This window comes from Nocardia sp. TBRC8007, from assembly GCF_056629435.1.
In genome coordinates, this window is sequence record NZ_JBWSOR010000005.1 from 215787 (window position 1) to 229776 (window position 13990).

Annotated in this window: 16 protein-coding genes; 8 read left to right on the forward strand and 8 right to left on the reverse strand. The window is 64.1% G+C overall.

Annotated elements, in window-relative coordinates:
- Positions 1-45 precede the first annotated feature (45 nt).
- On the forward strand, positions 46-369 hold the full coding sequence (locus ACX4ZE_RS08220; RefSeq protein ID WP_014981178.1) for a WhiB family transcriptional regulator: 324 nt from the start codon (positions 46-48) through the stop codon (positions 367-369).
- Between the two features lie 99 nt (positions 370-468).
- On the opposite strand, the gene bagB is transcribed toward ACX4ZE_RS08220, so the two are convergent.
- Both bagB and bagA read right to left on the reverse strand, forming a co-directional pair.
- Positions 469-1590 carry an ATPase BagB gene (gene bagB, locus ACX4ZE_RS08225; protein ID WP_480272756.1) on the reverse strand — a complete coding sequence of 374 codons (1122 nt, stop codon included), beginning with the start codon at positions 1588-1590 and terminating at the stop codon, positions 469-471.
- Between the two features lie 17 nt (positions 1591-1607).
- Positions 1608-2645, reverse strand: a complete 1038-nt coding sequence (gene bagA, locus ACX4ZE_RS08230; protein WP_480272711.1) for an ATPase BagA — start codon at positions 2643-2645, stop codon at positions 1608-1610.
- An 89-nt stretch (positions 2646-2734) separates the two neighbouring features.
- Between bagA and sp36 the strand changes: the two genes are divergently transcribed.
- Genes sp36 through ACX4ZE_RS08245 form a run of 3 tightly spaced genes read left to right on the forward strand, consistent with a single transcriptional unit; the run spans position 2735 to position 4225 of the window.
- Positions 2735-2896, forward strand: coding sequence for a Sp36 family protein (gene sp36, locus ACX4ZE_RS08235; RefSeq protein WP_085994820.1), 162 nt, complete (start codon positions 2735-2737; stop codon positions 2894-2896).
- 40 nt (positions 2897-2936) lie between these two features.
- Complete coding sequence (locus ACX4ZE_RS08240; protein ID WP_480272712.1) at positions 2937-3395, forward strand: RidA family protein; 459 nt, start codon at positions 2937-2939, stop codon at positions 3393-3395.
- 38 nt (positions 3396-3433) lie between these two features.
- Entirely contained in the window at positions 3434-4225 is a 792-nt protein-coding gene (locus tag ACX4ZE_RS08245) for an MBL fold metallo-hydrolase (RefSeq protein WP_480272713.1), read from the forward strand.
- A 52-nt stretch (positions 4226-4277) separates the two neighbouring features.
- Here ACX4ZE_RS08245 and ACX4ZE_RS08250 read toward each other — a convergent pair whose 3' ends face one another.
- Entirely contained in the window at positions 4278-4952 is a 675-nt protein-coding gene (locus ACX4ZE_RS08250; RefSeq protein ID WP_379206808.1) for a Crp/Fnr family transcriptional regulator, read from the reverse strand.
- Between the two features lie 213 nt (positions 4953-5165).
- Positions 5166-5402 (reverse strand): hypothetical protein, encoded by a 237-nt coding sequence (locus ACX4ZE_RS08255; RefSeq protein WP_480272757.1) that lies wholly within the window; start codon positions 5400-5402, stop codon positions 5166-5168.
- A gap of 13 nt (positions 5403-5415) precedes the next feature.
- On the opposite strand from ACX4ZE_RS08255, the gene nth reads away from it, so the two are divergent.
- The 4 genes from nth to ACX4ZE_RS08275 all read left to right on the forward strand — a co-directional run bounded on the left by nth (position 5416) and on the right by ACX4ZE_RS08275 (position 8975).
- Positions 5416-6342 carry an endonuclease III gene (gene nth / locus ACX4ZE_RS08260; protein ID WP_480272714.1) on the forward strand — a complete coding sequence of 309 codons (927 nt, stop codon included), beginning with the start codon at positions 5416-5418 and terminating at the stop codon, positions 6340-6342.
- Positions 6343-6407: 65 nt separating this feature from the next.
- Positions 6408-6983, forward strand: a complete 576-nt coding sequence (locus ACX4ZE_RS08265) for a TlpA family protein disulfide reductase (RefSeq protein WP_480272758.1) — start codon at positions 6408-6410, stop codon at positions 6981-6983.
- 85 nt (positions 6984-7068) lie between these two features.
- Positions 7069-7785 (forward strand): NUDIX hydrolase, encoded by a 717-nt coding sequence (locus ACX4ZE_RS08270; protein WP_480272715.1) that lies wholly within the window; start codon positions 7069-7071, stop codon positions 7783-7785.
- The gene (locus ACX4ZE_RS08275) at positions 7782-8975 is read left to right on the forward strand and encodes a MarP family serine protease (RefSeq protein ID WP_480272716.1); all 1194 of its coding nucleotides are present in this window, start codon (positions 7782-7784) and stop codon (positions 8973-8975) included. The genes ACX4ZE_RS08270 and ACX4ZE_RS08275 overlap by 4 nt, the downstream gene beginning before the upstream one ends.
- Positions 8976-9037: 62 nt before the next feature.
- On the opposite strand, the gene ACX4ZE_RS08280 is transcribed toward ACX4ZE_RS08275, so the two are convergent.
- From ACX4ZE_RS08280 to acs, 4 genes are all read right to left on the reverse strand, one after another.
- A complete protein-coding gene (locus ACX4ZE_RS08280; RefSeq protein ID WP_480272717.1) occupies positions 9038-9970 on the reverse strand; it encodes an alpha/beta fold hydrolase in 933 nt (310 codons plus the stop codon).
- Positions 9971-10015: 45 nt separating this feature from the next.
- A complete protein-coding gene (locus ACX4ZE_RS08285) occupies positions 10016-10522 on the reverse strand; it encodes a phage holin family protein (RefSeq protein ID WP_480272718.1) in 507 nt (168 codons plus the stop codon).
- The gene (gene nhaA, locus ACX4ZE_RS08290) at positions 10519-11778 is read right to left on the reverse strand and encodes a Na+/H+ antiporter NhaA (protein ID WP_480272759.1); all 1260 of its coding nucleotides are present in this window, start codon (positions 11776-11778) and stop codon (positions 10519-10521) included. The genes ACX4ZE_RS08285 and nhaA overlap by 4 nt, the downstream gene beginning before the upstream one ends.
- Before the next feature lie 181 nt (positions 11779-11959).
- On the reverse strand, positions 11960-13915 hold the full coding sequence (acs, locus tag ACX4ZE_RS08295) for an acetate--CoA ligase (RefSeq protein WP_480272719.1): 1956 nt from the start codon (positions 13913-13915) through the stop codon (positions 11960-11962).
- Positions 13916-13990: the final 75 nt, after the last annotated feature.

Here is a 13990-nt window from a genome sequence, read left to right on the forward strand (position 1 = left end):
TGGAGCGCCGTTGATCGGTGTTCGGACTGCAAAGGGGCACACCAAATGCACATGACAACCCCCATCGCTCGATTGGACGTGGAGCAGGCCGAAGCAAGGATCGCCTGGGTAGCCCAGGCTCGATGCAAGGAAGTGGATCCCGATCAGTTGTTCGTCCGTGGTGCGGCGCAGCGCAAAGCGGCGACGATTTGCAGGCACTGCCCGGTGTTGATGCAGTGTGGTGCTGACGCTCTCGATAACCGTGTCGAGTTCGGCGTATGGGGCGGGATGACGGAGCGACAGCGTCGCGCCCTGCTGAAGCAGCATCCAGAAGTGACCTCGTGGGCTGATTTCTTCCAGGCCCAGCGTCAGCATCAGGTGGCGATGTAGTCCAGGTACGCAGTGAAACAGAGCCCGCGTAAGCGGGCTCGGTTTCGTTTCAGGGTGGTGTCCGCTCGAGGATGTTCGAGCTATAGCGGAGGTATCTGATCATCCGGCGGTGGCTCGCTCTGTGTGGATGAGCTGATCGCCGACCGCTTGCAGTGCGTCGAGATCGGATACCTCGAAGGGGAGCGCCGTGATCGGGGCGATCGGTACGCGCGGGTGCGCGCCGGTGAAGCGATGCAGCAGATGCTGCTCGCGCTTGTCGGTGGCGACTCGCTGCGCATGCACTCGCAGCACGGCAGCGGTGAGCGGATCGGATTCCGCGAGCCGGTCGGCGGCGGTCAATGCGTGATCGGCCGGCAGCGAGCTGTGTACCGGATGCGTCCGGTTCAAGATCAGTCCGGCCAGCGGCATGCGCTCGGTGGAGAGTCGGTCGACGAAGAAGGAGGCTTCCCGCAGCGCGTCCGGTTCCGGCGCAGCCACGACGAGAAAGTGGGTGCCCGGCTCGGACAGCAACGCGTAGGTCCGGTCGGCCCGCTCTTGGAAGCCGCCGAACAGCGACTCCAAGGACTGTAAGAAGTTCGACGCGTCCTTGAGCATTTGTCCGCCGACGACGGTGGAAACACCGCGCAGTGCGAGGCTCATCGCGCCGGTCACGAACCGGGTCACGCCTCGGCCCGGCGCCATGAGCAGTCGGATCATACGGCCGTTGAGGAAAGCGCCCAGCCGTTTGGGAGCGTCCAGGAAGTCTAGGGCATTTCGGGAGGGCGGGGTGTCTACCACGATCAGATCCCACTCACGGCGCTGAGCCAGCTGCCCCAGCTTCTCCATCGCCATGTATTCCTGCGTGCCCCCGAAGGAAGAAGCGACAGTCTGATAGAAGGGGTTGGCGAAGATCTGTTCCGCTTTCTCCCTGCTGGTGTGCTCGAGCACCATATCGTCGAACGTACGGCGCATATTGAGCATCATCGCGTACAACTCTCCGTTGACCTCTGGTCCCAACGCCACCCGTTGGGGGCTGTTGCCGAGGTCAGCGACACCGAGTGATTGGGCGAGTCTGCGTGCGGGGTCGATGGTGAGGACCACGACCTTGCGTCCCAGCTCGGCGGCGCGCAATGCGATGGCGGCGGCGGTAGTCGTCTTGCCTACGCCGCCGGAGCCGCAACACACCACCACGCGGGCGGAGGGATCGGCGATGATCTGGGAAATCTCCAGCGGTGTGGCCATGGGTTGGTTCGGCGTGCTCATCGGACTCCCTGTGCGCTGAGGCATTCGGCTAGTTCGTATAACCCGCCCAGATCCATCCCGTCCGGAAGTGCGGGCAGATAGAGCCGGGAGATGTCTACTTTGGCCAGTTCCCCGGCGCTGTCCTCCTGAGCCTGCAGCGTGGCCGAATGCTCTGTGGTTTCAGTGAGCAGCCCTTGGAAGTCACTGTCGGACAAAGTGATCCCCGCGGCAGTGAGTCCCGCGCGAATGGCATCGGCATCCAAGTTGCCCTGCGCGGCCCCCGCGCGCAGGGCGGGCGGCAAGTGGCTCGCGGTCGCCCGATTCACGACTACCGTACCGATACGCAGGTCGGCGGCATGAAGTTCGGCGACGGCGTCGGCTGTCTCCTGTACTGGCAGCGCCTCCAGCAGAGTGACAAGGTGGATCATGGTCTGGTCGGAGTGTAGTAGCCGCGAAACGCCTTCGGCCTGTCCGGCGATCGGACCGCTCCTGGCCACCTCGGCCATGGCCTTGGTGACGTCGAGAAAACTGGCGATTCGGCCGGTCGGGGGCGCGTCGACCACGACTTCGTCGTAGATCCGCTTGCCGGACTTGTCTACGCGGACCGCGCATTCCTTGATTTTTCCGGTCAGGATGACATCACGCAGTCCTGGCGCGATGGTGGTGACGAACTCGATGGCGCCCATCCGCCGCATCGCCCGGCCCGCGAAACCCAAGTTATAGAACATGTCGAGGTATTCGAGGAAGGCATGTTCGATATCGAGCGCCAGCGCGACCACCTCGCCGCCGCCGTCAGCAGTGGCGATCCGGGTCTCGGTCGGCGGTAGTGGCGGCAGATCGAACAATTGCGCGATCGACTGCCTGCTTTCCACTTCCACCAACAGCACGCGCCGTCCACCTGCGGCCAGCGCTAGTGCCAGTGCCGCGGCAACTGTCGATTTCCCGGTGCCTCCCTTACCCGAGACATAGTGCAAGCGAGCCTTTTCGGCGCGCTTCGGCCACCCTGTGTCCAGTCCCGGCTCTGCCGAAAACGGTACTGCTGTTGGTAGTCCCACGATCGCGAGCTTATAACCCGATCGGCGATCAAGCCCGAAGACTCCAGCTACTGTCGGCGTGGACAATGAACCCGGCTACGCTCTCGCACATGAGTGATACGACCCTGTGGGAGTACGCGACTGTGCCGTTGCTGACGCACGCGACGAAACAGATTCTCGATCAGTGGGGTGCCGACGGCTGGGAGTTGGTTACTGTGCTGCCCGGCCCAACCGGGGAACAGCACGTCGCCTATCTCAAGCGACCCAAGTAGCGGAACATGGTAACGAAAGAGAAAAAGGAGAGATGACGCGATGATCCAGTGGGAGAAAAACCTCACCGAGCTCGGGCTCGCTCTGCCACCGGTCGCGGCCCCGGTCGCTGCCTATATCCCCGCGGTCCGTACCGGGTCGCTTGTCCATACCTCCGGTCAGTTGCCGTTCGTGGATGGGCAGCTGTCCGCGGTGGGCAAGGTCGGTGCCGAGGTCTCGGTCGAGACGGCCAAGGAGGCTGCCAGGTGGTGCGCGCTGAACGCGCTGGCCGCAGTGCATGATCTGGTTGGATTGGACGCGGTGGTACGTATCGTAAAGGTCGTTGGATTCGTCGCCTCCGCGCCGGGATTCAGCGACCAACCGATGGTCATCAACGGCGCTTCGGAGTTCCTCGGCCAGGTTTTCGGTGATGCGGGCGTGCATGCTCGCTCCGCCATCGGAGTCGCCGAACTGCCCAAGAATACTCCGGTCGAGGTCGAACTGATCGCCGAGGTTCGTTAGGTCGAGCCTTCCGGCAGCTCAACTATTCGAGGTTTGCGATGACGTTGACACACCCCGCCTATGGCCAGCTCAGGCAGGTCACTGAGACAGCGGCGGTAATACTGGCCGGAAATCCTGGTCGGATGACCCTGGATGGAACAAACACCTGGGTCTTGCGTGCGCCAGGACGGTCGGACTGCGTGGTGGTGGACCCAGGGCCTGTGGACAAGTCGCACAGCCGGGCGATCGTGGAAGCGGTGGGCGGCGAGATCGCACTCGTTCTGGTCACTCACCGCCATCACGACCACACCGGTGGCATCGACCGGTTGGCCGAGGCGACCGGTACGGCTGTGCGAGCCAAAGATCCCGCTTTCCTGCGCGGCTCGGCCGTGCCGCTTGCTCACGGTGAAGTGATCGAGGCCGCGGGGCTGCGGATCACCGTGCTCGGTACACCAGGACATACTGCCGACTCGGTGAGTTTCGTTCTCGATGACGCGGTGCTGACCGGCGACACCATTCTCGGCGCGGGCACCACAGTGCTGGATGCTGAGGACGGCACGCTCGCCGACTACCTGTCGTCGCTGGACCGGTTGGTCGACGCGGGGAAGGGCAAGGCGCTGCTCCCCGCGCACGGACCGGACCATCCGGATCTGGAGCCCGTCGCGCGCTATTACATCGCGCACCGGCACGAGCGACTCGACCAGGTGCGGGATGCGTTGCGGGTGCTCGGCCCCGATCCTGGTGCGATGGCGGTGGTGCGGAGGGTATACGCCGACGTGGACAAGCGCCTGTGGCCGGCCGCGCGCAGTTCGGTACAGGCGCAGTTGGACTATCTACGCGCGTATGGCTAGCCGGGCTCAGCGGGGCCGAACCCGGCGTGCCGTACGGACACCCGAGTGGGCGTTACCTAGCGCGGCGGGCGAGCCGCTCGGAGTCGGAAATGAGCACGCTCTTGCCCTCCAGCCGCAGCCAGCCGCGATGCGCGAAGTCGGCGAGCGCCTTGTTCACAGTCTCTCGGGATGCGCCGACCAATTGAGCGATCTCCTCTTGAGTCAGATCGTGGGTGACTCGCAGCGCCCCCGCCTCCTGCGTGCCGAACCGTTGTGCCAATTGCAGTAAGGCTTTGGCTACCCGGCCGGGAACGTCGGTGAAGATCAGGTCGGCCAAATTGTTGTTGGTCCGGCGCAGGCGGCGGGCGAGAACGCGCAGCAGTTGCTCGGCGATCTCGGGTCGTTGATCGATCCACGCTTTCAGGGCTTCGCGGTCCATCGTCACCGCGCGTACTTCGGTGACCGTGGTGGCGGTGGAGGTACGCGGGCCAGGGTCGAAGATCGAAAGCTCGCCGAACATATCGGACGGGCCCATGATGGTCAGTAAGTTCTCCCGGCCATCGGGGGAGCGACGGCCGATCTTCACCTTGCCGGACGTGATGATGTACAGCCTGTCGCCCGGCTCACCCTCATTGAAGATGACATGGCCGCGTGGAAAGTCCACCGGCTGCAGTTGCTTGGCGAGGGCGGCCACCGCAGTGGGCTCGACGCCCTGGAAGATGCCTGCTCTGGCGAGGGCCTCGTCCACGAATGTGCTCCTTATGGGAAATGGCTCTGTACTGGGCCGAAGCGGCTCGGCCAACAGCGCAGTCTACGCGGCGTGATGGCAGCGTAGTGACGGACACCACGTAACGAGTGGATTGTGGCGCAGCGGAAAACCGTACCAGCATTCTCGGTGACGTTCGCGGTTCCCCTTCCTGGCTACGTGTGATCTCGTCGCCGGGCCGTCGTTGTCTCCGTGTCAGCTCGCGCGCGCGACATCCATTTCCGCGTCTTCTTCGGCGCGGGATCGACGCTTACGCATCTTGGCCACAGCTGCGGGCAGGCCGAGCCTGGTCAACTCCTTCACCTCAGCATTGCTTGCTTTGTCCAGATATTGCTGAACCTCTTCGTCGGGTTCCAGAAGCTTGCGGAGCCGATTCTCGACCCGCTCCATGCCCAGTGCGAACAGCATCAACACCACTGGGAAGATCACCACAGCGAGTCCTTGCATGACGAGCAGTAAACACTGTCGAGGTCTCAGATGGAACACGGCAGCCGAACTGGAAGCGCAACGGTGGTCGGCGGTTCCGTATGGTGGACGGGTGCGCGTCTCCTCTCCTATCGCCGTCGAAAACGGGCCTTCGACCGGCGCTGAGCTCGCTGCGGAGCAACAGGACGCAGGCACTGCCCCGAAACGGAGAAATAGGGTGCGACAGGCGGAAACTCGACTCGGACTTGTTCGCAGAGCGCGGCGGATGAACCGGGCGCTTGCGGTCGCGTTCCCCGACGCGCATTGTGAGCTGGATTTCACCACCCCGCTCGAACTGGCGGTAGCGACCATACTTTCCGCGCAGTGCACCGACGAACGCGTGAATCTCACCACTCCCGCATTGTTCGCTCGGTACCAGGACGCCCGCGCCTATGCTGAGGCCAACCGTGTGGAGCTGGAGGAATGCATCCGTTCCACAGGGTTCTATCGCAACAAGGCCACCGCACTGATCGGTCTCGGACAGGCACTGCTCGAACATTACGACGGTGAATTGCCTCACACACTGTCAGAACTGGTCAAATTACCCGGCATCGGACGCAAGACCGCCAACGTCATCCTCGGTAATGCCTTCGGGGTGCCTGGCATCACCGTCGACACTCATTTCGGTCGTCTGGTGCGACGTTGGCAGTGGACCTCGGCGGAAGATCCGGTGAAGGTCGAGCACATTGTCGGCGAGCTGATCGAACGCAAAGAGTGGACGATGCTCTCGCATCGGGTGATCTTCCATGGCAGGCGGGTCTGTCATGCGCGCAAGCCCGCATGCGGAGCGTGCCTTTTGGCTGGCGACTGCCCGTCATTCGGCGTAGGCCCGACCGATCCGAAGGCTGCGGCCGAGCTGGTGAAAGGGCCGGAGCGGGAGCATCTGCTCGAATTGGTGGGCCGGTGAGCTCGAAATCCCCAGATGATCGAGCTGGGCATGTGTGGCGTTGGGCACTTGCCGGTCTGATCGTGATGGTGGCGTTGGCCGCCGCAGTGTGGCCACGGGGGGATGACGGTGAGGTAACAGGACAACGGCCTGCCCGCATCCCCCCCGCTGTGCCCGGCGAACTGCGCGCCGCGGCCGGGCTGGTCGCCTGCCCGAGTGGGCCGGCGCCAGGCAGTGGCCCGCTGGCCGGGGTCATGGTGCGATGCCTGGCGGATGGTAGACCGATAGATGTCGCCGCCATGCTGGCGGGCAAGCCGGCCTTGCTGAACTTATGGGCGTATTGGTGCGCACCGTGTGCCCAGGAGCTGCCTTTTGTGCAGCAATACGCGCGGCGCGCAGGGGACACGATTACCGTGTTGACGGTGCACAGCGACCCCGATGAGGCCAGAGCGTTGGTCAGGCTCACCGGGCTGAATGTTCATCTGCCCGGTGTGCTCGATCCGGACGCGCGAATACGCAGTCTCGTCGGAGCTCCAGCGGTGCTGCCGGTCTCGGTGCTCGTCCGGGCCGATGGCTCTATCGCCGATGTTGTCGTGCGGGCTTTCGGCAGTGTCGACGATATCGCGAACACGGTCGCGGATAGGCTCGGGGTGGCCGTATGAGGAAGCCGATGGACAATTCGGTTATGACGATTTCGGCGCGGGTATGCGCTGGAGCCCGCGGATGCGAGTGTGGGGGTGGCCCGCGATGACCACCGAGGTGCCGCCACAACTTCCCGAGTGGCTGACCAGGGCGGCGGATCCGGCCGCGGATATCATCGGTACTTCGGTGAAGGCGCGTGCGCTGCGTCGAGTCTTCGCCTTGACCTCGACACCGCGGCAAGCCGCGGTGCTCGTGTTGTTCGGTGGCTCACCAACACCGGATCCAGATGCGCCGGGCGGGCTTCCTGCCGATGCGGAGGTGCTGCTCACTCAGCGCGCCACCACCATGCGCCAGCATCGCGGCCAGGTCGCGTTTCCCGGCGGCGCGGTGGACCCAGGCGACAGCGGGCCGATCGATACCGCGTTGCGTGAGGCATGCGAAGAAACCGGTCTCGATCCCGCGGGAGTGGAGCCCTTCGCGGTGTTGCCGAAACTATTCGTGCCACCGTCCCGGTTCGATGTCACTCCGGTACTCGCTTATTGGCGTACGCCCGGCGATGTCCAGGTGGTGAACGAGGGTGAGACCGAACGGGTCGTGCGCGTTCCGCTCGTTCAATTGCTGGATCCGGCGAACCGGTTCTCGGTCCGGAGCCCGATGGGCTATCAAAGTCCGGCGTTCCAAGTAGATGGGATGTTGGTCTGGGGCCTGACCGGCGGCATCCTCGCCGGGATCAGCAAAGTCGCCTGCTGGGACCAGGATTGGGACCGCAGGGACGTTCGTGATCTGGAGGCCGCGCTCGCCGCCGTAGGTATGACTTTATGAGCTCTTCGATCTGGCTCGATATAGCTGTCGTATTGCTAGCGCTATTCGCAGCCTCGTCGGGCTGGCGACAGGGTGCGATAGCCTCGGCGCTGGCTTTTCTCGGGGTGGTGCTCGGTGCGTTCGCGGGCATCCTGATCGCGCCGCACATCCTGGTCCATATCGAGCAGGGCCGCACCAGGGTGCTCACTGGCGTGCTGCTCATCGTGATGCTAGTGATCATCGGTGAGATCGCGGGCATAGTACTCGGACGCGCCGCACGCAGCGGTATGCGCCATCCGTTCGCCCGGAGTATGGACAGTGTGGTCGGCGCCGGGCTGCAGGCGGCCGCCGTACTGGCTATCGCATGGTTGCTGGCCCTGCCGCTGGCCACTTCGTCGCAGCCGGCTATCGCGACCGCGATCAATGGTTCGCGAGTGCTCGCCGATGTCAACGACGTCGCACCGAATTGGCTGCGTCGCTTACCCAACGAATTCTCCCAGCTGCTCAACACCTCGGGCCTGCCCGATGTGATCGGGCCGTTCGGCCGCGCGCCGATCGCCGCTGTCGAGCCGCCCGATCCGAGCGTGCTCGCCAGTCCGGTCGCCGCGTCATTGCAGCAGAGCGTACTGCGAATCCGTGGCGTCGCGCCGAGTTGCCAGCGGGCGCTGGAGGGCTCGGGTTTCGTGGTCGCGCCGGAGCGTGTGATGACCAACGCTCATGTCGTCGCGGGCACAAGCAGTGTCGATGTGGATACTGCGGTTGGCCCGCTGCGTGCCAGGGTCGTGTTGTTCGATCCGGCTACCGACATTGCCATACTGGCGGTACCCGGACTCACCGCTCCGGTCGTGCCGCGGACATCGGTTCCCGCGCGTTCGGGGGAGAGCGCGATCGTGCTCGGCTACCCCGGTGGGGGTCGATATACGGCGAGCGCGGCTCGGATACGTGAGACCTTGAATCTGACCGGACCGAATATCTATCGCGATGGCACGGTAGAGCGTGAGGTGTACACGGTACGCGGGCTGGTCAGGGCAGGGAATTCTGGCGGGCCACTTGTGGACCCCCAAGGACGAGTGCTGGGAGTCGTCTTCGGTGCCGCCGTCACCGACAACGACACCGGCTATGTGCTCACTCTCGATGAAGTCAGCACCCAGCTGAACGCCGCGTCCCGCTCCGCTGCGCCGGTCGCCACCGGCGCATGTGCGCTCAGCTGAACAACGATTCCGACTTGTCGGTTTCACCGCGATAGTGGGGTGATCGCATGTTAGGCGAACGCTCAGCTAAGGAATTTCGCGAGTTCGGCTGTGACCGTGTCCGGGTTCTCTTGATGGGCATAATGCGCTACATCGGCGACCGTGACTAACTGGCGATGCGGTGACCACTGCTTTCCTCGATGAAGTGTGCGTCGCAGCATGTAGGTGTCCAGCTCGCCGTGTAACGCCAGGACCGGGATCTCGATGGGTTCGCGCATGATCGCCATGAACCTGCGACCGTCTGGACGCCATTGACTGCGAAAAGCCCAGCGTTGGTATTCCAGCCCGCAGTGCGCGGCGCCGGGGATCTGGATGGCCGAGCGCATACGCTGGGCAGTATCGAGGAATTCGATGGTGCTCGACCAGCTGGGGTTCACGCGCTGTCGCAGCAGCCGCTCTACCTCCCGGCCATCGGAGGCTGTGAGCAGGTGTTCGCCATAGCGGGGCGGCTGATAGCGCAGGAAGTTCGGTAGCCAGGTTGCGCGTTGGTGGCGGTCGTGCAGCACGGCGCTCTTCAGTGCGGCTGGATGCGGCGAGCTGACCAGTGCGATCGAACGGATCAGCCGAGGGTGCAGCACCGAGGTGGTCCAGCAGACCAGTCCGCCCTCGGCGTGTCCGACCAATGCGGCCTCAGTGCAGCCGAGCGCACGGATCAGCCCGGCGATATCGCCTGCCAGTGTCCAGCCGTCGTAGCCGCGCGGTGGTTTGTCGCTGTCACCATAGCCGCGCAGATCGACAGCCACGGCGCGGTAGCCGAGTTCGGCGAGGCCGGTCAGTTGGTGCCGCCACGACCACCAGAAGTCCGCGAAGCCGTGTAACAGCACGACCAGCGGCGCAGTCGGGGCCGACGCGGCTTCCACGACATGGAAGCGGATGCCGTTGGCGTGCACATCCCGATGCGTCCACGGTCCCCCGTAACGGACGCTGGACGGATCCGGAAGCAGATTCGCCGACACGCCGATGCAGCCTAATGGTCGCGGTGCCGCCTCGCGAACGCGCGTCTAGAAAGCCGACTTTTCCAGTGTCAGCTGATTCCCGTCCGCAGCTGCCCCGCGGGAGTGCGGGAGCACTGTTCTGGCCTGTTTGAGCGAGTCGATCGTCTTCTCCGGCGCACGCAGTTTCTTCACCCGCCGAAGGCCGAGGAACGCCAACGCCCCGGCCATCGCCACCATCAGCAGGAAGACGATCAGGAAGGCTGCCCAGCGGTACAGCCACACGTCGAGTAGTTCGCCGAGGAAGAAGAAAAAGAAGAAGCTGCTGAACAGCAGCACGGTCAGCGCGAGGATGAAGTAGCCGCTGCCCTGCAACCCCTTTTTGATCTCACCGGTGACCTCGGCCTTGGCCAGCTCGACTTCGGCGCGTACCAGAGTCGACATCTGCTCGGCGGCGTCCCGGACCAGGGTGCCGAAGCTGGCGGAGCCGAGCGGATCGGTATCTGTGAGAGGGATAGAGGTCACCGTACGACCGCGCTGCACGTCATTTCCGTTACCGCCGTGGTTGAAACTCACTTGGTCGACCCTTCTCCCTGTCCCGGCACTGCTCGGCCTTGCTCTTCAGGATGTAGCGTGCGGGCGTCTCGCCGCGCCTGGTGGGCACGCCCACGCCGCCACAGTAACGCCGAACCGGCGAGCGAGGCCGTCATTGACGTGACCAACACCGCGGCTTTCGCCAATTCGACGGCGGACCCGTCCCCGATATCTGTGAGGGCGAGTGCCGCCATGAGAAGGCTAACGGTGAAGCTGATCCCGCCGAGCACCGACAGGGCGAACACGTCCCGCCAGTCGAGTTCGCGCGGGCGTGCTGCGATGCCCAACCGGATTGCCACCCAGCTCATCCCGAAGATGCCGAGAGGTTTTCCTATCAGCAGAGCGAGGACGACGGCGAGGGTCATCCGATTGGTGAACAGCGCACCGAAGAATCCGGTGTTCAACCGAACTCCGGAGGCGAACACCGCGAACAGCGGAACGCACAGCCCGGCTGAGATGGGTTGGAATAGATGTTCCAGCCGGGTTGCCGGCGCTTTTTGTTCATCGGGATCTGGACGCACTCTGGTGAGCAGGCCGAGAACGACACCGGCCAAGGTGGGATGGACGCCAGCTTGATGCAGCGCGTACCAGGACACCAGTGCCAGCGGTAGATACAGCACAGGTGTGCTGATCCGTTTGTGCTGCGCCAGCGCCCACACAGCGAAACACCCGAACGCGGTGAGCAGCCACAACAGCGACAACGTCATGGTGAACAGCACCGCGATCAGGGTGATCGCCATCACGTCGTCGACCACCGCGAGGCTGAGCAGGAACACTCGAGCGCCCGCCGGAATCCGCGAGCCGGTCAGTGCGAGTACCGCGAGTGCGAACGCGATATCGGTGGCGACCGGAATGGCCCAGCCGCGTTCCATGCCCGGAATGCCGAGCCCGATGATCCCCGCGATCATTCCGGGGATCACCACCCCGCCGATCGCTGCGATGACCGGCAAAGTGGCACGTTTGCGGTCGGCGAGTTCGCCGACCACGAGCTCGCGTTTGAGTTCCAGTCCGACAACAAAGAAGAACACGGCGAGCAGGCCGTCCCCGACCCAGTGGTCGAGGGGCAACTCCAGATGTAGGGGCCGGATTGTGACGACGGTATGGATCAGGGCGAAGTAGCTTTCGCCCCACGGTGAGTTAACCCATAGCAACGCCACTGCTGCTGCGATCAGAATGAGCGCGCCACCAACGGTTTCGGTGCGGAGATAACGCGATAGTTCTGAGCGCACCTGCGTGATCACGGGAAACCTTTCGGCCAGCAGTCGGCCAAGCGGATGCGGCTCCCGCACCGGAGTGGGTGCTCGGGTACACGACCGCTCGCAGACAGACTTTCCGGCATTCTTCCCGCAATTCTAGCGGGTGTGGCCAGGACGGACACCGATCCTGGCTATATCCCTGTTTCCGGTAGTTCCTTGTTCGTCAGTCCTTACTGGCCCGGATCGCCTCGAAGACGCTGGGATCGACAAGAGTGGAGGTATCGCCGAGTCGCCGTCCTTCGGCGGTGTCGCGAAGGAGGCGGCGCATGATTTTCCCGCTGCGGGTTTTGGGTAGTTCTGGCACCACGTGGATCTCGCGAGGCCGGGCAATCGGGCTGATCTCTCGGGTTACTTGGGTCTTCAGATCGCCGATGAGCGTGCTGCCGGTATCGATGGCTTCGGTGGTGAGGATGACGAAGGCGACGATGCCTTGGCCGGTGGTGGGGTCCTCGGCACCGACAACGGCGGCTTCGGCGACACTGGGGTGTGCGACGAGCGCGGATTCGACTTCGGCAGTGGAGATTCGGTGGCCGGAGACATTCATGACGTCATCGATGCGGCCGAGGACCCACAGGTCGCCGTCGATATCGAGTTTGGCGCCGTCTCCGGCGAAATACCAGCCTTGTTCGGCGAAGCGCTCCCAGTAGGTAGCTTGGTAGCGCTGAGTGTCGCCCCAGATACCGCGCAGCATCGAAGGCCAGGGCTGGTCGAGCACGAGATACCCGTTGGCTTCGGTTTCGCCGTGGGATACGGGCTCGCCCTTCTCGTCGACCACTCGGGCGGAGACGCCAGGGAGCGGGGTCATGGCGGCGCCGGGTTTGGTGGCGGTGACACCGGGGAGAGGGGAGATCATAATGGCTCCGGTCTCGGTTTGCCACCAGGTGTCCACAACGGGGGCGCGGTTGGCGCCGATGACTTCCCGGTACCAGCGCCAGGCTTCGGGATTGATGGGTTCGCCGACCGAGCCGAGCAGCCGGATGCTGGACAGATTGTGCGCGGCCGGGATGTCTCTACCCCATTTCATGAAGGTGCGTACCAGAGTAGGGGCGGTGTAGTAGATGGTGACGCCGTATTTCTCGATGATCTGCCAGTGGCGGTGTTCATCGGGGAAGTTGGGGGTGCCTTCATAGACCACCTGGGTGGTGCGATTGGCGAGCGGACCGTAGACGATATAGCTGTGCCCGGTGATCCAGCCGATATCGGCAGTGCACCAGTAGATGTCTCGGTCGGGTTTGTGGTCGAAGACGGTGTGATGGGTGTAAGAGGTCTGAGTGAGGTAGCCGCCGGTGGTGTGCAGGATTCCCTTGGGCTTTCCGGTGGTGCCGGAGGTATAGAGGATGAACAGGGGGTGTTCGGCCTCGAAAGGCTGGGGATAGTGCTCGGGGGATGCGGGGGTGACGGTCTCGTGCCACCACAGATCGCGGCCATCGGTCCAGGGGACCTCGATATTGGTGCGGCGGACCACGAGCACGTGTTCCACACTGGCCGGGGTGCCGCCGTGAGCGTAGAGGGCCTCGTCGACCGCTTCTTTCAGTGGCGCGGACTTACCGCGTCGCCATTGGCCGTCGGCGGTGATCACCAGCCGGGCCCTGGCATCGTCCACGCGTTGGCGCAAGGCGGTGGGGGAGAAGCCTGCGAAGACCACCGAGTGGGGTAGACCGAGGCGGGCACAGGCGAGCATGGCCACGATCGCTTCGGGGATCATCGGCATATAGATGGCCACCCGGTCGCCTGCGACGAGGCCGAGTTCGGTGAGGTAGTTGGCCGCGCGGGAGACTTCGTCGAGCAGCTCGCGGTAGGTGATGGCGCGGGAGTCGCCTGGCTCGCCTTCCCAGTGAATGGCGACCTGGTCGCCGTGTCCGGCCAGCACGTGCCGGTCGACACAGTTGTAGGCGACGTTGAGCATACCGCCGACGAACCACTGCGCTACCGGGGCCGCGCTCCAGTCCAGTACCCGCTCGAATGGTTGATGCCAGTGCAGTCGTCCGGCTTGCTCGGCCCAGAACGCATCGCGATCGGCCGCCGCCTGGTCGTACAGTTCCGGGCCTGCGTTCGCCGTCGCGACGAATGCCGCGGCCGGTGGATACGAGCCTTTGGGATCGGCGGTGGTTTCAGTCATCTCGTCTCTTCCTTCACGTAGCCTGAGCGCGCGGTTCGACGCAGCCGGGTTCCGACAGTAATCAACTGTGACCTA